A 23,444-nucleotide genomic window follows, 5' to 3' on the forward strand; every position below is an offset into this window, starting at 1 on the left:
ACACCTTAAGGCAGCTGACCATCCGCATCCCGAACCTCCGCCATCCCCAGCCCGAGATTCTTCAACTGCGGCAGCACCTTCGCCTTGTCGCCGACGGCAATCACTTTCATCCGCTCCGGCGCCAGATATTTGTTCGCCGCCGCCTGCACCTGCGCCGCACTCACGCGCCGGAACTGCTCGGGCAGGGTCTGCCAGTAGTCGGCCGGCAGGTCGAACAGATACGGTTCGGCCAGGCTCGCGACGATGGTGGAGTTGGTCTCGAACTGCCCCGGCAGCGAATACACCTGCGAATCGCGCGCGCCCGCCAGCTCGGCGGCCGGCAGCGGCTGCGTGCGAACGCCACGCAGCTCCCTGAATATCTCGGAGATAGACGCCCCAGTGACATCGGTGCGCACGCTGCCGGCGATGACGAAAGGCCCCGGCGTGCGGTCGTAGCGGAAGCCCGAGAACACGCCGTAGCTGTAGCCCTTGTCCTCGCGCAGGTTGAGGTTGATGCGGCTGGAGAACAGCCCGCCGAGCGCCGCGTTCATCACCTGCAGCGCCGGATAGTCCGGGGTCTTGCGGTTGGCCGCCAGCTGGGTCACGCGCAGCGCGGTTTGCGGGGCGCCCGGCTTGTCGACCGTGACCAGGCGCGCTTTCGTGCCCTCGGCGTCGCCCACCAGCACCGGCGACGGCAGGACCCGCGGCCAGCCGCCGAAGCGGGCCGTCGCCAGCGCGCGCAAGTCATCGAGGGTGATGTCGCCGGAGACGATCAGCGCCGCGTTGGCCGGCACGTAGTGGCGGCGCCAGAACTGATAGAGGTCGTCGCGGGTGACGGCGCGGATCGCCTGCTCGGTGCCGAGCTGGCCATAGCCGTAGGGGTGCCTGGGGCCGTACAGTGCGCCGGCACTGGCGACGGCCGCCACCTGCTCCGGGTTGTCGCGCTGCTGGGTCAGGGCGCCCATGCGCGCGGCGCGCTGGCGCTCGACTTCGGCGGTGGGGAAGGCCGGGTGCTGGACCACGTCGGCCAGCACGTCCAGCGCCTGCGCGAAGGTCGACTTCAGCGACAGCAGCGAGACCGTCGACGCATCCGTGCTGCTGCCGCTGCCGAGGAAGGCGCCCAGCTGCGCGATCTCGTCGGCGATTTGCGGCGCGCTGCGGGTGGCCGTCCCTTCCTGCAGCATCTGGGCGGTGAAGCCGGACAGGCCGGGCGCATCGTCCGGGTTGGCGTCGGAGCCGCTTTTCACCACCAGCTCGGCGGCCACCAGCGGCAGCGCAGGGTTGTAATGGTGGATCACGCGCAGGCCGTTCGGCAGCTGGAAGCTTTCGCCTTGCGGCAGCGTGAACTTCGGCGCCGGTCCGGGCTTCGGCGGCTGGCGGCGCCAGGCTTCATCGCGGTTGATGCCGGCGGCTGCAGCCGTCCTGAGGGCTTTCACCGGCAACGCCTTCGGGTCCGGGCCCAGCTCCGGCTTGCCCGGCACGGCCGCCACCACCACGCGCGCATTCGGCTGCAGGTAGCTGCGCGCCACGCGTTGCACGTCGGCGGCGCTCACGCGGCGCAGGCGCGCAATGTCCTTCGGGAGGAAGCCCGGGTCGCCGGTGTACTGGTTGTACTGGTTGACCTGGTTGGCCAGGCCCGCGCCGCCCAGCTTCTCGATCGAGGTCAGCATCGCGGTCTCGATGGTGTTGCGGGCGCGTTCGACTTCCGCCTCAAGCGGGCCGCTGTCGCGCAGCGCCTTCAGCTCGGCGTCGACGGCGCCGGCCAGTTCGTCCGCTTCATGGCCGGGGCGCGCGGTGACGTCGATCACGAAGGTGGACGTCAGGGCGTTCGAGTTCTGCGCCGCCGCCGTGTCCTGGGCGATCTGGCGCTCGTAGACCAGCGATTTATATAAACGCCCGGCCTTGCCGCCGGCGAGGATCTGGGCCGTCACCGCCAGCTCGGCGTCGCCCGGCTGGTAGGCGGGCGGCGTCAGCCAGGCCATGTAGACGCGCGGCAGTTCGATGCGGTCGGCCACCGTCAGGCGGCGCTCGCGTGTGATCGGCGGCGTCTCCACGGCCGGTTTGGCCACCGGCGCACTGCGCTTGAAGGTGCCGAAGTACTTCGCCACCAGGGCGCGTGTTTTCGCCTTGTCGATGTCGCCGGCGATCACGATGCTGGCGTTGTTCGGGCCGTAGTAGCGGGTGAAAAAGTCGCGCACGTCGGCCAGTTTCGCGTTCTGAATATCCGCGTGCGAGCCGATCACCGAGGCGTAGTACGGGTGGGTCTTCGGGAACAGCGCGTGGTTCATCGCCTCTTCGACGATGCCGTAGGGGCGGTTCTCGACGCTCTGGCGGCGCTCGTTGCGCACCACGTCCTGCTGGTTCGACAGCGAGGTCTGGTCGAGCACGTCGAGCAGGTAGCCCATGCGGTCGGCATGCACCCACAGCGCCAGCTCCAGCTGGTTGGTGGGTACGGTGTCGTAGTAATTGGTGCGGTCGTAGTCGGTGCTGCCGTTGCTGTCGGTGGCGCCGGCGCCTTCCAGCAGGCGGTCGGCCAGGCCGCGCGGCAGGTGCCGGGTGCCGGCGAACATCATGTGCTCGAACAGGTGGGCGAAGCCGGTCAGCCCCGGCGCCTCGTTGGCCGGGCCCACGTGGTACCAGATGTTCACGGCGACGATGGGCAGGCGGTGGTCCTCGATCAGGATCAGTTCCAAGCCGTTGGGCAGCGTGGTTTTTTCGAACGCGACCTGGGGCAGGGCGGGCGCCGGCAGCGGGTTCTGGGCGGGCGCGGAACCGGCGGCGAGGGCCAGCGCCAGCATCAGGGAAGTCAACAAGGGCAGACGGACAATCATGTGGACTCCGTATGAAGCGTTCAGTGACAGGTATCGGCGCCGCGGTCGGGCTCGGGCAGCCCGAGCGGCGTGAGGCGGGCGGATTCCAGGAATTCCCATTCGTAGCGGCCGTCCAGCAGGCGCAATTTCAGCACGCCGGTGCGGCCGCTGTCGCGCATCTCGCTGTTGCGCACCGTGAGCAGGAAGGGCGTCGGATAGGCGCCGCCGGTGCCGACCACGAACTGGCGCATGCCGCGCGCCTTGTCGAGATGGTTGTCGGCGTCCTGCGGCGCGAAGCGCTCGTAGTCGTGGTCGTGGCCGGACAGCACCAGCTCCGCGCCGGCCTCCTGCAGCAGGCGCCATGCCTCACGCATCTTGGGGATGCTGCCATGCCCGCCGGAGCTGTACAGCGGGTGGTGCCAGAAGGCCAGCGTGCAGCGCGACGGGTGCGCCGCCAGGTCGGCGCGCAGCCATTCGATCTGGGCGGCGTGCTCGATCGGGGCCAGGTTGCTGTCGAGGGAAACGAGGTGCCAGCCTTTCAAGTCGAGACTGTAGTAACCGCGCCCGGCGCGCTCGCCAAAGTATGCGAAATAGGGCGCGGCTTGCGGCGTGTAGTACTCGTGGTTGCCGGGCGCCGGCCAGGTGCGGTCCTTGAATTTGCCCCAGGTCGGGTCGTAGCAGTCGGTGAATTCCTTCGTCCTGCCGTGCGGGTAGGTCGCGTCGCCCAGCATCAGGACCACCGCTGCCGGGTCGGCGGCAAGGCCGGCGGCGACGGTGCGCGCGGTGTCGGCCGCGCCCGAATATGCCGGGTCCTTGTAGGCGCAGCGGGCGATGTCGCCGGCCGCGTAGACGGTGATGCCATTGCCGGCGCCGGCGAAGGCGGATGCGGCCAGCAGCAGGCCGCCGGCCGCCACGGCCAGGCGTGTCGCAAGCGCCGGCATCCTCCTTACTCGAGGAAGCGCAGCAGCCCGCTCAGCGCGTGCGCCACCGTCTGCTCGCGCACGGCGCGGCGGTCGCCCTGGAACACCAGGCGCTCGGTATAAGTGGTGCTGCCTTTCGACCAGGCGAAGCAGACGGTGCCGACCGGCTTGCCCGGCACCGCGCCGGTCGGGCCGGCGATGCCGGTGGTGGACACGGCGACGTCGGCATTGCTGTTGGCGACCGCGCCCTCGGCCATTGCGCCGGCCACTTCCACGCTGACGGAGCCGAACTGCGCGATCAGCGCGGCCGGCACGTCCAGCATCTCGGTCTTGGAAGCGTTCGAATAGGTGACGAAGCCGCACTCGAACCAGCCGGTCGAGCCGGGGATCTCGGTGATGGCCTGGGATACGCCGCCGCCGGTACAGGACTCGGCGGTGGCCAGCAGCAGGTTTTTCGTTTCGAGCAGCTTGCCGACTTTGGCCGCAAGTTCAAGAATATCGTTCTCCATCGCTCCACTCCCTTATGTTGATGCTGCGCCGGACCATTCTAGCGCGCCTCGGTCCGTGTGCGCTAAAAACCTTAACCAAAAAACACGCAACGGACATGATGTAATTACCGATGTCGTGCCGTGCGACATCATTCGAAAACCTGCTGCTATTCTGCACGCCTGCCGGGCAGCTCTCCGGTAGTCTCTTTTTACCGATGTAGGAATGACATGCCGTTCGAATGTTCGCGCATGGCCGAGGCGGCATGATCGGCCAGCGCTCGATCCGCACCAAGCTGGTCACGATCGTGATGTCGACCACGCTGGCGGCACTGGCGGTGTCGGTCGGCACCGTGGTTGCCTACGACCTGCGCGGCTACCAGCGTGCATTGCTGAACGACCTCTCGACCCAGGCCGAGCTGGTTGGCCACATGACCTCGGCCGCGCTGTCGTTCGACGACCCGCGCCTGGCGCGCGAGAACCTGGCCATGCTGCGCTCGCGACCGACCGTGCGCGCGGCCGCCATCTACGACGCCAACGGCGCCCTGTTCGCGTCCTACCTGGCGCCGGGCGAGGACAGCGCCTTCCCGGCGCATCCCGGCAAGATCGGCCATTCCGGTAAAAGCTATATCAGGGACGGCGACGAACTGGTGCTCTATAAACCCATCGTCGAGAACGAAGACAAGCTGGGCACCGTCTACCTGCGCTCCACCAACCAGCTCATGGGCCGGGTGCGCGACTACCTCTTGATCTGCATCGGCACCACCCTGCTGGCATTGCTGGTCGCCTGGCTGCTGGTGCGCCGCCTGGGCCACACGATCACGACCCCGATCGACGCCATCACCACCATCGCGCGCGAGGTGGTGGAGAAACGCGACTATTCGCGCCGCGCGCCGCGCATCAGCGAAGACGAAGCGGCGGCCCTGGTCGATTCCTTCAATGCGATGCTGACCGAGATCGAGCAGCGTACCCTGGCGCTGGAAGGCTCGAACCGCGAGATCGCGCGCGAGGCTCTCGAGCGCGCCCTCGCGCAGCAGGAAGTGATGCGCCTGAATTCCGAACTCGAGGAGCGCGTGCACGAGCGCACCATGCAGCTCGAGCTGGCCAACTCCGAGCTGGAGCTGGCGATCGAGGAGGCGCGCAACGCCAACCAGGCCAAGTCGGCCTTCCTGTCCTCGATGAGTCACGAGCTGCGCACGCCGCTCAACGCCATCCTCGGCTTCGCCCAGATCCTGGCCGCCGACAACCTGCCCACCACGCCGGAGCAGAAGAAGGAGTTCTCCGGCCACATCCTGAAATCGGGCCGCCACCTGCTCACGCTCATCAACGAGATCCTCGACCTGGCCAAGGTCGAGGCGGGCGCGCTGACCCTGTCGATGGAGCCGGTGGGCCTGGCCGAGGTGCTGGCGGAATGCCAGACCATGATCGCGCCGCAGGCGGCCGCGCGCGGCATCCGCGTGCGCTTCCCCGACAACGCCGCGGCCCTGGTGCAGGCCGACCGCACGCGCCTGAAGCAGGTGCTGCTGAATCTCCTGTCGAATGCGGTCAAGTACAACCGCGAGGGCGGGGAAGTCGTGGTGGAATGCACGGCGTGCGGGCCGGACCGGCTGCGCCTGGCGGTGGTTGACTCCGGCATGGGCCTGCGCCCGGACCAGGTGGCAGCGCTGTTCCAGCCTTTCAACCGGCTCGGGCAGGAAAACGGCACGCAGGAGGGCACCGGCATCGGCCTGGTCTTCACCCGGCGCCTGGTCGAAATGATGAAGGGCGAGATCGGCGTCACCAGCACCCCGGGCGTGGGCAGTACCTTCTGGATCGAGCTGTCGGCTGCCGCGCCGCTGGTGCAGCTGGCGGCGCCGGCGGAAAGCGATGGCGGCCAGGCCGCGGCCGCGCCCAGCGGCGACGCCCCGCGCACCATCCTGTACATCGAGGACAATCCGGCCAACCTGCGGCTGGTGCAGGAGATCCTTTCCTTCCGCACCGACCTGCGCCTCCTGAGCGCGCCGGACGGCCATGCCGGGCTGGCGCTGGCGCACATGGAGCGCCCGGCCATCATCCTGCTGGACCTGAACCTGCCCGGCATGAGCGGCTTCGAGGTGCTGGCCCAGCTGCGGCGCGACCCGGACACGGCGCACATTCCGGTGCTCGCCCTGACCGCCAACGCCATGCCGCGCGATATCGAGCGCGGCCTGTCGGCAGGCTTCAACCGCTATCTCACCAAGCCCATCGACATCGAACAATTCAATGAGGCCATCGACGGCGTGCTGGCCCAGCGCGCCGCGGAAGAAAGGACAGCCCCATGAGGTCAGCCATATGATTTCGCCCTCGGATATCCGGCGTGCGCGCATCCTCGTCGTCGACGACGAACCGGTGAACGTGCAACTGCTTGAATTCCTGCTCAAGACCACCGGCTACGAAAACGTCTCGAGTACCACCGACCCGCGCCAGGTGGCATCGCTGCACCTGCAGCACCGCTACGACCTGATCATCCTCGACCTGCAGATGCCGCACATGGACGGCTTCCAGGTCATGGAGGCATTGAAGCCGATGGAACTCGAATCCTGGCTGCCGGTGCTGGTGGTGACGGCCGAGCCGGACAAGAAGCTGGCCGCCCTCGAGGCCGGGGCGCGCGACTTCATCGGCAAGCCTTTCGACACGGTCGAGGTGCTGACCCGCATCCGCAACCTGCTGGAAGTCCGCCTGTTCCACCAGGAGTCGCGCGACTACGGCGTGCGCATGGAGCGCAAGGTGAGGGAGCGCACCGCCGAGCTGCAGCGCTTCCGCGGCGCGATGGACGCCACCGCCGACGCCATCTTCCTGGTCGACGCGCGCAACATGGCGATGCTCGACGTCAGCGACGGCGCCTGCCGCATGCTGGGATTTTCGCGCGAGGCGCTGCTGCGCATCGACCCGGTGGCGCTGGGCCTGGCCGAACGGGCCCAGCTCGAGCGCTATACCGACGATGCGTCCCTGCCGCGCGAGCACGACATCGTCGAGACCGAGCTGCTGCGCGCCGACGGGCAGGGCGCGGTGCCGGTCGAGATCAGCTGGCAGCTGCAGCAGCTGGACCACATGCGCATGCTGATCGCCGTGGCGCGCGACATCAGCGAGCGCATTCACGCGGCCCAGCGCCTGAAGCACATCTCGAATTACGACAGCCTGACCGGCCTGCCGAACCGCACCCTGTTCTTCCAGACCCTGCGCGACACCATCGAACTGGCCCAGGACAAGAACTGGCGCATCGCTGTGCTGTTCATCACCCTCGACCGCTTCAAGGTCATCAACGATTCGCTCGGCCCGGCGCTGGGCGACGAGCTGCTGCGCCAGTTCAGCACGCGCCTGGTGCGCTCGCTGCACCACCGCGACAGCCTTGGACGCCTGGGCGGCGACGAGTTCGCGCTGATCCTCACCACCAAGCCCGAGGACAAGGAAGAGGAGGCGGCGAGCGTCGCCAACGAAGTCCGCGAGGCGCTGCGCCCACCGTTCGACTTAAATGGACAACAGGCCGCGCTGACGGCCAGCATCGGCATCGCCATGTACCCGGACGACGCCGTCGATCCGGGCACCCTGGTCAAGTACGCCGACGTGGCGATGGTGCGCGCCCGCGAGGCCGGGCGCGACGGCTACCGCTTCTTCACCCAGGGCATGAACGTGCAGGTGCTGGCGCGCCTGGACCTCGAGCTGGCGCTGCGCGGCGCCATCGACGGCAACCAGTTCGAGCTGCACTACCAGCCCAAGCTGGACCTGAACACGGGGCGCGTCAGCGGGGTCGAGGCTCTGCTGCGCTGGCGCCGTCCCGGCTTCGGCCTGGTCTACCCGGCCGAGTTCGTGCCGGTCATGGAGGAAAACGGCATGGTGGTGCGGGCCGGCGCCTGGATCATCGACGAGGCCTGCCGCCAGATCGCCGCCTGGAACAAGCAGGGCGTGCGCGACGTGCGGATCGCGGTGAATGTCTCCAGCCGCCAGTTCGTCGAGGGCGACCTGGAAGGCGACATCCGCAGGGCGCTGGCCAGGCACCATGTCGAGCCGGGCCTGCTGGAGCTGGAGCTGACCGAGAGCGCGCTGATGTCGAACTTCGAGCACACGATCCAGGTGCTGGAAAGCCTGAAGGCGCTCGGCATCCGCATCGCGATCGACGACTTCGGCACCGGCTATTCGAGCCTGGCTTACCTGAAGCGCTTCCCGATCGACAAGCTGAAGATCGACATCGCCTTCGTGCGCGACATCACGACCAACCCGGACGATGCCGCGATCGCGCTGGCGATCATCAGCATGGCGCACAGCCTGCACATGCAGGTGATTGCCGAGGGCGTCGAGTCGCGCGCCCAGATGGCCCTGCTGCGCCGCCACTTCTGCGACGAGATCCAGGGCTTCCACTTCTCGCGCGCGCTGCCGCCCGTGGAGCTGGGCGCCTTCGTGCTGGAGAACCGCTCGCAGCCGACCCGCCCGGCGGCCGACGACCGCAACGTCCAGACCATGCTGGTGGTGGACGACGACGTCGACGTGCTGGCGGCCCTGCACCGCCTGTTCCGGCGCGATAACTACCGGGTGCTGACGGCGGCCACGCCGGCCGAGGGCTTCGAGCTGCTGGCGCTGTACCACGTGCAGGTGATCCTGTGCGACCAGCGCATGCCGGTCATGAGCGGCATCGAGTTCCTGAGCAAGGTGAAGGAGATGTACCCGGACACCATCCGCATCATCCTGTCCGGCTATACCGGCGTGGACACGGTGCTCGACTCGATCAACCGCGGCGCCATCTACCGCTTCTATACCAAGCCCTGGAACGACAACGAGTTGCGCGACAATGTGCGGCTGGCGTTCCGGCAGTACTGGCTGACGCATGGGCCGTTCGATGACCGGAAGAAGCCGCGGGATGAAAGGGCGGCGTAACTTCCACGTCGTTCCCGCGAACCCCGTCGTTCCCGCGCAGGCGAAAAAAGCGCCATTGGCGCTTTTTTCCCCAAGTTCTGCTTGCGTAGCGTTAGCTCATGCAAGCTTGGATTCCCGCCTGCGCGGGAATGACGGGTTAGACGAAGTGGTCCCAGCCCCGCAGGCGCAATGCAAGCGCAGCGCCACCGCCATCGACCAAGCGCAATCCCGGCTCCGCCTCGATCCGGCCCACCCGCGTCACGGCTGTCCCTGACTGCTCCCCAGCCGCCACGATCGCCTCCCGGTTTGTGGCCGGCGCCGTAAAGCACAACTCATAATCATCCCCACCCGCCGCCATGAAGCGCCGCCGCAGCTCGAGGGACTGGCGCGCCAGCGCCGGCCCCGCCGGCAGCGCATCGACGTCAAGCACCGCGCCCACTTTCGACGCCGCCAGGATGTGCCCAAGGTCACCCACCAGGCCGTCCGAGATGTCCAGCGCCGCGTGCGCCAGCCGTCCCTCGGCCAGCAGCCGGCCCAGGGCCACGCGCGGCGAAGGCGCATGCAGGCGCGGCGCCGCAAGCGCTGCATCTTCCGGATCGAGCTTGAGTTCGCTCAGGCAGGAGGCCAGCGCCAGACGGGCATCGCCCAGCGTCCCGGAAATCCAGATGTCGTCGCCAACCTGCGCCGCATCGCGCCGCAGCGCGCTGCCGGGCGCCAGCTCGCCGAAGATGGTGATGCAGATGTTCAGCGGGCCCCTGGTGGTGTCGCCGCCTACCAGTTCGCAGCCGTGCGCATCGGCCAGCGCGAACAGGCCGCGCGAAAAGCCCTCCAGCCAGGCCGCGTCGGCGGCAGGCAGGGCCAGCGCCAGGGTGAAGCCGAGCGGCGCGGCGCCCATGGCCGCCAGGTCGGACAGGTTGACGGCCAGGGATTTATGGCCGAGAGCGAAGGGGTCGGCGCCGGCCAGGAAGTGCCGGCCCTCGACCAGCATGTCCGACGAGACGGCCAGCTGCAGGCCGGGCGTGGGCGCCAGCAGGGCGCAATCGTCGCCGACGCCGAGCACGGTGCGGCCGGACGGATCGCTGTGGCCGGGGCGGGTGAAGTATTGTTTGATGAGGTCGAATTCGGAGAGCATCCCGCGATTCTAATCCGGCCGTTCGCCTTGCGCGCGCCGCCATGCGCCGGGGCCAACGCCGTAGTGGCGCTTGAAGACGCGGTGGAAGGCGGCCTCGGACTGATAGCCGGCAGCCAGGGCGATGTCGCCGACCGCGCGTCCATCCCGCGCCAGGGCGCGCGCCGCGCCGGCCATGCGCAGCCGGGTCAGGGCCTCCAGCGGCGCCATGCCGCACAGCTGCGAGAACAGGCGCGCGAAGGTGGCGCGCGACATATGGCAGTCGCGCGCCAGGTCTTCGACCCGCCACGGCTGCTCCGGTGTGTCGAGCATGCGCTGCATGGCCTTGCCCAGGCGGCGGTCGGCCAGCACCGCGAACAGCCCGGGTGTGGTGGCGTTCTGTTCCAGCCAGGCCCGCATCAGCAGCGCGAACAGGGCGCCGGACAGCTGCGCCACCACGGCCTGGGCGCCGGGCCGCGCCGCCGCGGTTTCCTGCTGCAGGATCCGGACCAGCGCCGGCAGGCCGGCTGCATCGCCGTTTCGGCCGCGCACCACCATCACCGGCGGCAGGGCTGGCAACAAGGCCCGCCGCGCGCCATCGTCGAACAGGAAGCGGCCGCACAGGATGGCGGCGCCTGCAGTGCCGGCGCCGGGATTGCCCTTCAGGCGCAAGCTGCCGGCGGACGGCAGGTCGATCACCGGGACGGCATCGTCCGGCGCGCCGGCCAGCAGGCGGTGCGCGCTGCCGCCGGGGAAGACGACCACGTCGCCGGCGCCGAGTTCGAGGGCGTCGATGCCGGACGCTTCGACCCGCGCGCTGCCTTCGGCAATCAAATGGAAGGACGCTTCCCCGGGCAGGGCAGCCGGTTCCTCGAGAATCCAGGGCGCGCCCAGTTCGCAGCGGATATCGAGCGAGGTGCGTACCGTGTACAGCGAGAGCAGGCGGCTGAGCGTATCCATGGGGCTTGTGTGAATGAGACGAATGAGCAAATTATCGCAGCATTCGCGCATTCATTGTCTGGTGCTATCGGCCTAGACTGTGTTCCATACCAACCACGAAAGAAAGGAACACAGCATGAACCGTCTGACCACCCTGGGCGCCAATGCCAGCGGCCGCAGCGCCGAACTCTTCGCCGGCCTCAAGGCCAAGCTGGGCAAGGTCCCGAACGCCTATGACGCCATCGGCAGCAACAGCCCGGTGGCGCTGGAAGCGATCCTGAATTTCGACGCTGCCCTGGCCGCGAGCAGCCTGGCGAAAAAGGAGATCGAGGTAATCAAGCTGGCCGTCAGCGAAGCCGCCGGCTGCGATTACTGCCTGGCGGCGCATACCCTGATAGGGAAAATGGCGGGCCTGTCGCCGGAAGCGATGCTGGCGGCACGCAAGGGCGGCGCCACGCCTGACGCGCGCCTGGACGCCCTGGCCGGCTTCGTGCACTCGGTGGTCACGACCCGCGGCACGGTTGCGCAGGAAGTGGTGGATGCTTTCCGCGGCGCCGGTTTCAGCGACGCCCAGGTGATCGACACCCTGTTCGCGATCACCAGCATCACGTTTACCAACCTAGTCAATCGGGTGCACGACACCGCCGTCGACTTCCCGGCGGCCCCTCGCTGAAGGGGATAAAGGCCGGCCCCGGCAGCGGGCGCCGGCCTGTCCGTACTGCTGTTGGTAAAAATACGTACACGATTAGAGTATTCACTCTGATAAAATCGTAAGCCCCCAGTCAGTTCAGTACAGGAAGGCCTGCATAGCATGGATTCGTCAATCGACAAAAAAGAAGAACTACGCCAACAACTGCGTGCTGCAGCGCTTGAATACCACCAGATTCCCCGCCCCGGCAAGATTTCCGTCACCGCCACCAAGCAGCTGCTGAACCAGCGCGACCTGGCGCTGGCGTATTCGCCGGGCGTGGCGGCTCCCTGCGAAGAGATCGTCAAGGATCCGGCCAACTCCTATAAATACACGGCGCGCGGCAACCTGGTCGCCGTCATCTCGAACGGCACCGCCGTCCTCGGCCTGGGCAATATCGGCCCGCTGGCCTCGAAGCCGGTCATGGAAGGCAAGGGTGTGCTGTTCAAGAAGTTCGCCGGTATCGACGTCTTCGACATCGAGATCAACGAGAACGACCCCGACAAGCTGATCGACGTGATCGCTGCGCTGGAACCGACCTTCGGCGGCGTCAACCTCGAGGACATCAAGGCGCCGGAGTGCTTCTACATCGAGCGTAAACTCCGCGAGCGGATGAAGATCCCGGTCTTCCACGACGACCAGCACGGCACCGCGATCATCGTCGGCGCCGCCATCCTGAACGGCCTGAAGGTGGTCGGCAAGGACCTCAAACAGTGCAAGCTGGTGGTGTCGGGCGCGGGCGCCGCGGCGCTGGCCTGCCTCGACCTGATCGTCGACCTCGGCTTCCCGATCGAGAATATTTACGTCACCGACCTGGCCGGCGTGGTCTACAAGGGCCGCACCGAGCTGATGGACCCGGACAAGGAGCGCTTCGCACAGGACACGCCGCACCGCAGCCTGTCTGACATCATCCCCGGCGCCGACATCTTCCTGGGCCTGTCCGCCGGCGGCGTGCTGAAGCCGGAAATGGTCGCGACCATGGCCGCGAATCCGCTGATCCTGGCGCTGGCCAACCCGAATCCGGAAATCCTGCCGGAAGACGCCAAGGCCGTGCGCAGCGACGTGATCATCGCCACCGGCCGTTCGGATTACCCGAACCAGGTCAACAACGTCCTCTGCTTCCCCTACATGTTCCGCGGCGCGCTGGACTGCGGCGCGAGCACCATCACGCGCGAGATGGAAATCGCGGTGGTGCATGCGATCGCCGACCTGGCGCACGCCGAGCAGTCGGACATCGTGGCTTCGGCCTATGGCATCGCGAACCTGTCCTTCGGGCCGGAATACCTGATCCCGATGCCCTTCGACCCGCGCCTGCTGACCCACATCGCGCCGGCGGTGGCGAAGGCCGCGATGGAAGGCGGCGTTGCCACCCGTCCGATCCCGGACCTGGCCGCCTACGCCGAGAGCCTGGAGCAGTTCGTGTACCGCAGCGGTTCCTTCATGAAGCCGCTGTTCCAGGTCGCCAAGAGCACCCCGCCGGAGCTCAAGCGCATCGTCTACGCGGAAGGCGAGGACGAGCGCGTGCTGCGCGCGGTGCAGGTGGTGGTCGACGAAAAGCTGGCGCGCCCGATCCTGGTCGGCCGCCCGGCGGTGCTGGAAAAACGCATCGAGAAGTTCGGCCTGCGCCTGAAGGCCGGCCAGCACTTCGACGTCATCAACCCGGACTTCGACGAGCGCTACCGCGACTACTGGCAGACCTACCACCAGATGGTGATGCGCAAGGGCGTGACCGTGGACATGGCCAAGCTAGCGATGCGCCGCCGCCATACCCTCATCGGCGCGATGATGGTCCACAAGGGCGACGCCGACGGCATGATCTGCGGCACCTACGGCACCACCCACGCCCACCTGGAATTCATCGACAAGGTGCTGGGCCTGCGTCCGGGCGCCAACGTGTACGCGGCGATGAACTTCGTGATCACCGAGGAACGCCAGCTGGCGATGGTCGACACCCACGTCAACGAGAACCCGACCGCGGAAGAACTGGCCGAGATCACGATCATGGCCGCCGAGGAGCTGGAGCGCTTCGGCATCACCCCGCGCGCGGCGCTGCTGTCGCACTCGAACTTCGGCACCTCGAACAGCGAATCGGCGCAGAAGATGCGCGCCGCGCTGGCCCTGGTGCAGAAGAAGGCGCCGAACCTGGAAGTCGACGGCGAGATGCACGGCGACGCCGCCCTGGATTCGAAGCTGCGCGCGAAGATCATGCCGCAGTCGACGCTGAAGGGCGACGCCAACCTGGTGGTCATGCCGAACATCGATGCCGCCAACATCGCCTATAACCTGCTCAAGACCGCGGCCGGTAACGGCATCGCCGTCGGCCCGGTGCTGCTGGGCTGCGCGCGTCCGGTGCACATCCTGACGCCGTCGGCGACGGTGCGACGGATCGTCAACATGACGGCGCTGTGCGTGGTGGACGCGGTTTCGGCGCGCTAATATTTAACAATTGACCCATTAAAAGAGGCCGCTTGCGGTCTCTTTTTTCATGCGTTTTCGCTCTATGGGTGTCGGAAAAATGTAGAAGTTCCCTACATTTGAAGAACTTGTAATAATCCTTGAGGCAGACGTAACAATGCGTAATCACGCGACGTTATTCATCTGTTTCAGGTGATAATAGTCAAGCATCTGTTGTATCTTTTGCACGGTTTCTCCTGTGCAAAGCTTCTGGCATTGGCTCTGTTACAATGCGGGGTTTGTCGGAATTATCTGGTCCGGACTCTCCCTAACGCCTGCTGCCTGCCGCAGCGGCATCCTCGACCAGCACCTGGAAATACCTAGAACATGCAAACAATAAAACGAGCCCTGATTACCGGCATTACGGGCCAGGATGGCGCTTATCTTGCGCAGCTGCTCCTGGAAAAAGGGTATCACGTGACCGGCACCTTCCGCCGGTCGAGTTCGGTCAACTTCTGGCGCATCGCGGAACTGGGCATCGAAAACCACCCGAACCTGTCGCTGGTGGAATACGACCTGACCGACCTGTCCTCCAGCATCCGCCTGATGGAATCCACGCGTCCGGACGAAGTCTACAACCTGGCGGCGCAGAGCTTCGTCGGCGTCTCCTTCGAGCAGCCGGTCACCACCGCCTCGATCACCGGCCTGGGCGCCGTCAACCTGCTGGAAGCCATCCGCATCGTGCATCCGAAGGCGCGCTTCTACCAGGCCTCGACTTCCGAAATGTTCGGCAAGGTGCAGGAAGTGCCGCAAGTCGAGAGCACTCCGTTCTATCCGCGCAGCCCTTACGGCGTGGCCAAGTTGTACGCGCACTGGATGACCGTCAACTACCGCGAGTCCTACGGCATCTTCGGCAGCTCCGGCATCCTGTTCAACCACGAGTCGCCGCTGCGCGGCCGTGAATTCGTGACCCGCAAGATCACCGACTCGGTGGCCAAGATCGTGCTGAACAAGCTCGAGGTGCTCGAGCTGGGCAACCTGGACGCCAAGCGCGACTGGGGCTATGCGCGTGAATACGTCGAAGGCATGTGGCGCATGCTGCAGGCCGATCAGCCGGACACCTTCGTCCTGGCGACCAACCGCACCGAGACCGTGCGCGACTTCGTGACCATGGCCTTCAAGGGCGCCAACGTCGATATCGAATGGAAGGGCCAGGGCGAGGCCGAGACCGGCCACTGCGGCCGCACCGGCAAGGAACTGGTGCGCGTGTCGCCGAAGTTCTACCGTCCGGCCGAGGTCGACCTGCTGATCGGCGACCCGACCAAGGCCCAGCGCGAACTGGGCTGGCAGGCCACCACCACGCTCGAACAGTTGTGCCAGATGATGGTCGACGCCGACCTGCGTCGCAACGAACTGGGATTCTCGTTCTGACATGAACCGCATGGTCACGGAAGAGATCGTTCGCCTGACCGAGCCGCGCGAAGGCGAGGGAAAGCGCGCCCTGATCACCGGGCTGCGCGGCTTCACCGGCTACTACATGGCGCGCGAGCTGAGCGAGGCCGGCTATCACGTCCACGGCACCGTCCTGCCGGGCGAGCCCACCGGACCCGACATCTTCGCCGTCGACCTGCTCGACCGCGCCTCGGTGGCCGCGGCCATCGAACAGGTGCGGCCGGACGTGGTCGTGCACCTGGCCGCCATCGCTTTCGTGGCCCATAACGATGCCGACCAGATGTACCGGGTCAACGTGGTCGGCACCCGCAACCTGCTGGAAGCGCTGGCGGCCGGCTCGCACAAGCCGTCCAGCGTGCTGCTGGCTTCTTCCGCCAATATCTACGGCAATGCCGACGTCGCCGTCATCGACGAAAGCGTGGCGCCGAATCCGGCCAACGACTATGCGGTCAGCAAGCTGGCCATGGAATACATGGCGCGCCTGTGGATGGACAAGCTGCCGATCACCATCGCGCGTCCGTTCAACTACACCGGCGTCGGCCAGACCGAGAACTTCCTGCTGCCGAAGATCGTGTCGCACTTCCGCAAGGAGGCGCGCCGCATCGAGCTGGGCAACCTGGCGATCGCGCGCGATTTTTCCGACGTGCGCATGGTGGCGAAATGCTACCGCCACCTGCTGGCTGCGGCGCCCGCCGGCCAGGCCTTCAATGTCTGCTCGGGCCAGCCGCATTCGCTGGAAAGCCTGATCGACATGATGAGCGAGATCGCCGGCTACCGTATCGAAGTGCACGTCAATCCGGCGTTCGTGCGCGCCAATGAAGTGCTCACGCTCACCGGCAGCAACGCCAAACTGGCTGGGGTCATCGGCAAGATCGAGGCGACCCCGCTGCTGGACACGCTGCGCTGGATGTATTCGGCGTGAGTGGAGTGCGAGTCGGCCTGGGAACGACCATGATCGAACCGGGCTTCACTGGCGGACGGCTGGACGGCATCGGGGTCTATACCCGGGCCCTGCTGCGCCACCTGCCGAGTGCTGATTGCGAGGTGCAGCCCTGGTCCTGGCCAGAAGGGCAGACGCCTCCCAGCGAGGGCGCGGCGCTGCCGCAATCCTTCGGGCGCGCGACCCTGGTCGATTTGCTGACGCCGGGCGCGCATCGGATCCACATGCCGGTCGACGTCTTCCACGCCACCGATTACCGCGTGGTGCGGATGGACTGCCCGGTGGTGGCGACCCTGCACGACGCGCTGCCGATCAAGCATCCCGAGTGGTGCAACCCGCGCCTGCGCGGACTGAAGAACTGGCTGCAGCGCAAGGCGGCGCAGAAGGCCGACCACGTGATCGCCGTATCGCAGTATGCGGTCGAGGAACTGGTCGACTGCTTCGGCGTCGACGAGCGCCGCATCTCGGTGGTGCCGAACGGCGTCGACGAGGAATGGCTGGAAGCGCCGGCGCCGCGCGAGGTCGCGGCGACGCTGGACACGTACGGGCTGCGGCCGGGCTATTTCCTGTTCGTCGGTACGCTGCAGCCGCGCAAGAACGTCGAACGCCTGCTGGAAGCCTGGCTGGGGCTGCCGCGGGCGGTGCGCGACGAACGCCAGCTGGTCATCGTCGGCAACGCCGGCGCGCGCTCGGAAGAGCTGCTGCGCCGCATCGCCGCCGCCAGCCAGGACGGCGCCGGCGTGCTGTGGCTGAACCGCCTGACCGACAGCGCCCAGCTGCGCCACGTGTATGCCGGCGCCGGCGTGTTCCTGTTCGCCTCGCTGTACGAAGGCTTCGGGATTCCCGTGCTCGAGGCCTTCGCCTCCGGCGTGCCGGTGGTGACCTCGAATGTGACTTCGCTGCCCGAGGTGTCGGGCGGGGCTGCGCTGGAAGTCGATCCGCTCGATGTGGGGGCGATTCAAGCGGCCATGCTGGCGCTGGTGCGCGAACCGGCGTTGCGGGCCCGCTGCATCGCCGCCGGACGCGCGCGTGCGGCCCAGCTGACCTGGAAGGCGACGGCGCGCCAGACCGCTGCCGTCTACCGCTCACTTATTTAATCAAGCCATGCGTATCCTTCACTTCTACAAGACCTATTATCCCGACTCGGTGGGCGGGATCGAACAGGTCATCCGCCAGATGTGCGTCGGGACCGGGCGGCTGGGAGTGACCAACCAGGTCCTGTCGCTGTCGCGCAAGCCCGATCTGCAGCCTTTCGAATTCGAGGGGCACATGGTGCATCGGGTGCCGCAGAACTTCGAACTGGCGTCGAACGCGGTGTCGGTGCAGGCCATTTCGGAACTGGCGCGCATGGCGCGCGATGCCGACGTCGTGCACTACCACTTCCCCTGGCCCTTCATGGACCTGGCTCACTTCATGGCGCGCGTGAACAAGCCCAGCGTGGTGACCTACCATTCGGACATCGTGCGCCAGAAGGCTCTGCTGCGCTTTTACCAGCCGCTGCAGCACCGTTTCCTACAGAGCGTCGACGCGATCGTCGCCACCTCGCCCAACTACCTGGGCTCGTCGACGGTGCTGGACCGCTACCGCGACAAGACCCGCGTGATCACCTTCGGCCTGGATAAAACCAGCTATCCGGAGCCGGACCTGGCGCGCCTGGACCAGTGGCGGCAAAAGGTCGGGCCGAAGTTCTTCCTGTTCGTGGGCGTGCTGCGTTATTACAAGGGCCTGCACATCCTGCTGGATGCGGTGGCGGGCACGGACTACCCGGTGGTGATCGTCGGCGCCGGCCCGATCGAGCAGGAGCTGAAGACCCACGCCGAGCGCCTCGGCCTGAAGAACGTGATGTTCGTCGGGAAGGTGGACGAGCTCGACAAGGTCGCGCTGCTCAAGCTGTGCTACGCGGTGGCCTTCCCCTCGCATCTGCGCTCGGAAGCCTTCGGCATCTCGCTGCTGGAAGGCGCGATGTTCGGCAAGCCGATGATCTCGAGCGAGATCGGCACCGGCACCACCTACATCAACATCGACCGCCAGACCGGCCTGGTGGTGCCGCCTTCGGACCACGAAGCCCTGCGCGAGGCGATGCGCACCCTGTGGGACGACCCGGCCATGGCCCAGGAAATGGGCCGCCGCGCCGAGGCGCGCTACTGGCAGCTGTTCACGGCCGAGCAGATGGCGGATGGGTATGCGAGTTTGTACCAGGAGCTGGTGGCGCGGCGGGAGCAGGTTGGGTTGACGCCGGCTACGCGGATGGGATAACCGTCGTTCCCGCGAAGGCGGGAATCCAAGTTCTGTTTGCGTTACGTTAGCGCGTGCAAACTTGGATCCCCGCCTTCGCGGGGATGACGTTGGTGAGGTGCGGGAACGACCTTATGCTGCTTTTAACTCTTGCGCATCCTCCGCCCACCGCTGCCGGATCGCCCGGATCGCCGGCATCTGCGCAATGAACAGCTCCACCAGCGCCGGGTCGAAATGCAGGCCCTTCTGCTTGACCAGGAATTCCAGCGCTTCTTCTTCCGTCCACGCTTTCTTGTATGGCCGCACCGAGGTCAGGGCGTCGAACACGTCCGCGATCGCGGTGATCCGGCCTTCGAGCGGAATGTCTTCGCCCTTCAAACCTTTCGGATAGCCGCTGCCGTCCCACTTCTCGTGGTGGGTGAGGGCGATGTTGCGCGCCAGCGCCAGCATGCCGCCCGGGTGGTCGCCGATGATCTCGGCGCCGATGGTGGCGTGGCTCTGCATGATCTTCCATTCGTCCGGATCGAGCGGTCCGGGTTTCTGCAGGATGCGGTCGGGGATGCCGATCTTGCCGACGTCGTGCATCGGCGCCGCGTGCAGCAGGTCGTCCGCTTCGTTTTCCGTCATGCCGGCGGCCAGGCCGAGGATGCGCGAAAAATGGCTCATGCGGATCACGTGCAGGCCGGTCTCGTTGTCCTTGTATTCCGCCGCCAGGCCGAGGCGCTGGACGATCTCCAGGCGCGTCGCGCGCAGTTCTTCCATGCGCACCAGCGACAGGTGGGTGCGCACGCGCGCGCGCACGATGGGCGGGCTGACCGGCTTGGTGATGTAGTCGACCGCGCCGGCCTCGAAGCCTTCCAGCTCGTCTTCGGTGTCGGTCAGGGCGGTCACGAAGATCACCGGGATGCCCGCGGTGCGCGGATCGGCCTTGAGCGCGGCGCAGACTTCGTAGCCGCTCATGCCCGGCATCATGACGTCCAGCAGGATCAGGTCGGGGGCTTCCTCGCGCACCAGTTCCAGCGCGCGCGGGCCGTCCTTGGCGAAACGCAGGCGGTAGTGGTCCTGCAGGATCTGGCGCAGCAGCTGCAGGTTGCTTGCTTCGTCGTCGACCGCGAGGATCAGCGGAAGGTTGACGGTACTCATTCGGTCATCTCCTGTGCCATGTCGTCGTCAATGGCGCCCAGCACAGCGTCGAGCTGTTGCAGGGCCAAGTCAAAATCGAAATCGGCGATCGCCGCGTGGACTTGCGCCGCACGCGCCGCCAGCGGATGGCCGGTCAGCGCGGCCGCCAGGCCGGCCGAGGCGGCATCGTCCAGGCCACCGCGACGCAGCGCTTCGCGCAGGACGCCGCCGGCGCGCTTGGCGCGCTCCAGGTCGACGCCCGGGCGCACGGCCTGCACGGCCTTGGCGGAAGGCGCCGGCTGGGCCGCGCGGATTTCCGCCAGCGCGCCGTCCACCAGCACGCGCAGCTGGGCCAGCGTATCCTGCAGCGCTTCTTCAGCGCCCGGATACAGCTTGCCGCTGTCGCCGTCGACCAGGCCTTCGAGCTTGCCGAGGGCATCGGCCAGCAGCTCCAGGCCGAGGTTGGCGGCCACGCCGCGCACCTTATGCGCCAGCATGCGCATGGCGCGGTAGTCGGCCTGGGCGGCCTGGGCGGAAAGCAGCTGCGCCACGCCAGCGTGCTGGGCTTCGAAATGCACCAGCGCCTCCAGCCAGGCGTTTTCCTTGCCGCTCCAGCGGCGCACGCCGGCCTGGCGGTTCAGCGCCATGCGTTCCTGGGCCGGCAGGTCCGGGTCAAGTTGCGCGCTGCCCAGGCCCAGCACGCGCGCGATCTCGTGCGACAGCGAGAACCAGTCGACCGGCTTGCCGGCAAAGCCGTCCATGCCGGCGTCGACGCTGGCGCGGCGGTGCTCGGCCAGCACGCTGGCGGTGGTTGCGATGATCGGCACGCGCTTGCGGCCGGCGCTTTCCGCCTGCTGGCGGATCAGGCGCGAGGCGGATAGGCCGTCGATCACCGGCATGTGGAAGTCCATCAGGATCACGTCGAAGTCTTCGCGTCCGGCCAGCTCGACCACCTGGGCGCCGTCGACCGCCGCGGTCATGGTGTGGCCGCGGCGCGCCAGCAGCAGCTGCAGCAGTTCCTGGTTCTGCGGCACGTCGTCCGCCACCAGCACGCGCAGCGGCGGCAGGGCGGCCGGGGTGCGCACGCGCGGCTGCTGCGGCGCGAAGCGCGCCAGGATCAGCGGCAGCACCACGTGGAAGGTGGTGCCCCGGCCAGGTTCGCTCTCGGCCCAGATGCGGCCGCCCATCAGCTCGACCAGCTGCTTGCTGATCGTGGTGCCCAGGCCGGTGCCGCCGAAGCGGCGCGTCATCGAGGCGTCGGCCTGGGTGAAGGGATCGAAGATCGCCTGCAGGCGTTCCGGCGCGATGCCGATGCCGGTGTCCTTCACCTCGAAGTGCAACTGCTCGCCCTGCAACTCGGCGCGCAGGGTGACGCTGCCCTTTTCGGTGAACTTGATGGCGTTGTCGAGCAGGTTGGTCAGCACCTGGCGCACACGCAGCTCGTCGCCGCGCAGGCAGGTCGGCAGCGCCGGGTCGTAGTGGATGTCGACGTGCAAGCCCTTGGCGCGCGCGTTTGCCGCCAGGGTCGACGACAGCTCGTCGATCAACGACAGCAGGTTGTAGTCGTTCTGCTCGAGTTCGACCGCGCCCTTTTCCAGCTTGGCGGTGTCGAGGATTTCGTTCAGCAGGCGCAGCAGCGCACGGCCGGCGCTGCGAATCGTATCGAGGTGACGCCGCTGTTCGGGCGCCAGTTCGCCGTCCAGCAGCACGTCGGTGAAGCCGAGGATCGAGTTCATCGGCGTGCGGATCTCGTGGCTCATGTTGGCCACGAAGCTGGCGCGCGCGGCGGCGGCCTGCTCGGCGGTTTCCTTCGCTTCGCGCAGCGCGTCTTCCATCTCGCGGCGTTCGGTGATGTCGAGGATGACGCCGTCCAGCCACTGCAGCTGGCCGTCGTCGTTGCGCACGCCGGTGCCGTTTTCCCACAGCCAGCGCACGCTGCCGTCGGCGTTCAGCAGGCGGTACTCGATCAGGTAGGGACGGTCTTCGCGCAGGGCCGTGGAGATCGTGTCCAGCACCTGCACGCGGTCGGCGGCGTGGATCAGGCCGTCGAAGCTGCGGCGCGCCGGGACGCCGCGCTGGCGGGACACGAAGTCGCTGCCCGGGTAGCCGGTGATGCGCTCGACGGCGTCGCTGATGAACACCAGCGGCCGGTCGCCTTCGAGCAGGCTGCGGTAGGAGATACCGGGGATGTTGCCGATCAGCGAACGGAACTGCTGCTCGCTGGCGCGCATCGCCTGTTCCATCGCGCGGCGCTCGCTGATGTCGGTGATGAAGCAGACGAACAGGTCCTGGCCGTCCAGGCGCGCATGGCCGACCGCGCGGCGGACCGGCACGATGCTGCCGTCCTTGCGGCGGCCGCTGACGTCGGCGCTCCTGGCGGCGGCCGTGATCTCGCCGGTCTCCAGCGCGCGCAGCAGGCCGCCGCGCGTCGAGCCTTCCTGGTCGCCGATGATGGTGCGGATGTGTTGGCCCACGATCTCGTCGCGCTTCCAGCCGTAGATGCGCTCGGCCGAGGCGTTGAATTCGAGGATAGTGCCGTCGGCAGCCACGGTGATGACGCCGTCCACGGTGGTGGTCAGCAGGGCGCGCATCCAGGCTTCGCTGCGCGACAGCTCCTGGAACAGCTGGCGGTAGCGCAGCAGGCCGTTGGCGCCGAGGACGAAGACGGCGAAGGCTACCGTGATCAGGGTGATCGCCAGCGCCAGGAAAGTATCCGAACGCGCCTTTTGCGCGGTCAGCGTGGCCTGGCCGACGAAGCGCGCGGCTTCCATGCCGGTGTAGTGCATGCCGGCGATGGCGCAGCCCATGACGACGGCCGCCAGGAAGATGCGGCGTCCTTCGCTCAGGCGGTGCGAGAGGCTGGAGAGGCCGAAGCGCACCCACAGCGCCAGCGTCGCCAGCACCACCGCGACCACGATCGACAGCAGGAATATGCGAAGGTCGTAGTGCAGTTCGAGGCCCATCTGCATGCCCGCCATGCCGGCGTAGTGCATCACGCCGATGCCGGCGCCGACCACCACGCCGCCCGCCAGCAGGCTCCAGCCGCCCAGGCGCTCGCGCGCGATCAGCCACAGCGCGACGAAGGAGGCGGCAATGCTCGGCACGCCCGAGATGATGGTCGCGACCGGGTCGTAGTCGACGTCGGTGCAGAGGTCGAAGGCCAGCATGCCGATGAAGTGCATGGACCACACGCCCGTGCCCAGCGCCAGGCTGCCGCTGCCGAGCACGATCCAGCGCTGGCTGCGGTTGACGGCGGCCTGGCCGGCGATCAGCAGCGCCATCCAGGAGGCGAAGATCGCCACCAGCACCGACAGGATCACCAGGCCTGGCGTATACATCCCGTAGCTGAGCAGGGATGGGTCGTCGGGCACGTTAAATAATGAAAACAGCATAAATTTGAGGAAAATGACGGATTTTTGAGCCCTTGGCACGCAAGTATGTCACTTTCTCAGAGGAAAATGTTGTCGCACAGGCAGATTGGCTGGACCGAATGCAACATGCTGTCG

Annotated in this window: 15 protein-coding genes; 8 read left to right on the top strand and 7 right to left on the bottom strand. The window is 67.1% G+C overall.

The window, feature by feature from the left end; all coding sequences use genetic code 11:
* Positions 1–5: 5 nt before the first annotated feature.
* Genes LQV39_RS13915 through LQV39_RS13925 form a run of 3 tightly spaced genes read right to left on the bottom strand, consistent with a single transcriptional unit; the run spans position 6 to position 4,218 of the window.
* Entirely contained in the window at positions 6–2,810 is a 2,805-nt protein-coding gene (locus LQV39_RS13915) for a pitrilysin family protein (protein ID WP_230026719.1), read from the bottom strand.
* Between the two features lie 20 nt (positions 2,811–2,830).
* Positions 2,831–3,730: a metallophosphoesterase gene (locus LQV39_RS13920; protein ID WP_230026720.1), complete on the bottom strand. Its 900-nt coding sequence runs from the start codon at positions 3,728–3,730 to the stop codon at positions 2,831–2,833.
* A gap of 5 nt (positions 3,731–3,735) precedes the next feature.
* Positions 3,736–4,218, bottom strand: coding sequence for a CinA family protein (locus tag LQV39_RS13925; protein ID WP_230026721.1), 483 nt, complete (start codon positions 4,216–4,218; stop codon positions 3,736–3,738).
* A 242-nt stretch (positions 4,219–4,460) separates the two neighbouring features.
* Between LQV39_RS13925 and LQV39_RS13930 the strand changes: the two genes are divergently transcribed.
* Both LQV39_RS13930 and LQV39_RS13935 read left to right on the top strand, forming a co-directional pair.
* Positions 4,461–6,494, top strand: a complete 2,034-nt coding sequence (locus LQV39_RS13930; protein ID WP_230026722.1) for an ATP-binding protein — start codon at positions 4,461–4,463, stop codon at positions 6,492–6,494.
* 10 nt (positions 6,495–6,504) lie between these two features.
* Positions 6,505–9,081: an EAL domain-containing protein gene (locus LQV39_RS13935; RefSeq protein ID WP_230026723.1), complete on the top strand. Its 2,577-nt coding sequence runs from the start codon at positions 6,505–6,507 to the stop codon at positions 9,079–9,081.
* Positions 9,082–9,217: 136 nt separating this feature from the next.
* On the opposite strand, the gene thiL is transcribed toward LQV39_RS13935, so the two are convergent.
* Positions 9,218–10,192 (bottom strand): thiamine-phosphate kinase, encoded by a 975-nt coding sequence (thiL, locus tag LQV39_RS13940; RefSeq protein WP_230026724.1) that lies wholly within the window; start codon positions 10,190–10,192, stop codon positions 9,218–9,220.
* A 9-nt stretch (positions 10,193–10,201) separates the two neighbouring features.
* The gene (locus LQV39_RS13945) at positions 10,202–11,128 is read right to left on the bottom strand and encodes an AraC family transcriptional regulator (protein WP_230026725.1); all 927 of its coding nucleotides are present in this window, start codon (positions 11,126–11,128) and stop codon (positions 10,202–10,204) included.
* A gap of 115 nt (positions 11,129–11,243) precedes the next feature.
* Between LQV39_RS13945 and LQV39_RS13950 the strand changes: the two genes are divergently transcribed.
* From LQV39_RS13950 to LQV39_RS13975, 6 genes are all read left to right on the top strand, one after another.
* Positions 11,244–11,780, top strand: a complete 537-nt coding sequence (locus LQV39_RS13950; RefSeq protein WP_230026726.1) for a carboxymuconolactone decarboxylase family protein — start codon at positions 11,244–11,246, stop codon at positions 11,778–11,780.
* A 138-nt stretch (positions 11,781–11,918) separates the two neighbouring features.
* Positions 11,919–14,231, top strand: a complete 2,313-nt coding sequence (locus tag LQV39_RS13955) for an NADP-dependent malic enzyme (protein WP_230026727.1) — start codon at positions 11,919–11,921, stop codon at positions 14,229–14,231.
* 345 nt (positions 14,232–14,576) lie between these two features.
* The gene (gmd, locus tag LQV39_RS13960; protein ID WP_230026728.1) at positions 14,577–15,620 is read left to right on the top strand and encodes a GDP-mannose 4,6-dehydratase; all 1,044 of its coding nucleotides are present in this window, start codon (positions 14,577–14,579) and stop codon (positions 15,618–15,620) included.
* Position 15,621: 1 nt separating this feature from the next.
* Positions 15,622–16,563 carry a GDP-mannose 4,6-dehydratase gene (locus tag LQV39_RS13965; protein WP_374199428.1) on the top strand — a complete coding sequence of 314 codons (942 nt, stop codon included), beginning with the start codon at positions 15,622–15,624 and terminating at the stop codon, positions 16,561–16,563.
* Positions 16,560–17,678, top strand: a complete 1,119-nt coding sequence (locus tag LQV39_RS13970; RefSeq protein ID WP_307727850.1) for a glycosyltransferase family 1 protein — start codon at positions 16,560–16,562, stop codon at positions 17,676–17,678. Before LQV39_RS13965 ends, LQV39_RS13970 begins: the two co-directional genes overlap by 4 nt.
* A 7-nt stretch (positions 17,679–17,685) precedes the next feature.
* Positions 17,686–18,837 carry a glycosyltransferase family 4 protein gene (locus LQV39_RS13975; protein ID WP_230026729.1) on the top strand — a complete coding sequence of 384 codons (1,152 nt, stop codon included), beginning with the start codon at positions 17,686–17,688 and terminating at the stop codon, positions 18,835–18,837.
* 111 nt (positions 18,838–18,948) lie between these two features.
* Here LQV39_RS13975 and LQV39_RS13980 read toward each other — a convergent pair whose 3' ends face one another.
* Both LQV39_RS13980 and LQV39_RS13985 read right to left on the bottom strand, forming a co-directional pair.
* Complete coding sequence (locus tag LQV39_RS13980) at positions 18,949–19,959, bottom strand: two-component system response regulator (protein WP_230026730.1); 1,011 nt, start codon at positions 19,957–19,959, stop codon at positions 18,949–18,951.
* Positions 19,956–23,309, bottom strand: coding sequence for an MHYT domain-containing protein (locus LQV39_RS13985; protein WP_307727851.1), 3,354 nt, complete (start codon positions 23,307–23,309; stop codon positions 19,956–19,958). The genes LQV39_RS13980 and LQV39_RS13985 overlap by 4 nt, the downstream gene beginning before the upstream one ends.
* Positions 23,310–23,444 lie beyond the last annotated feature (135 nt).

This window comes from Massilia sp. Bi118, from assembly GCF_918697865.1.
Classification (GTDB): Bacteria; Pseudomonadota; Gammaproteobacteria; order Burkholderiales; family Burkholderiaceae_D; genus Telluria.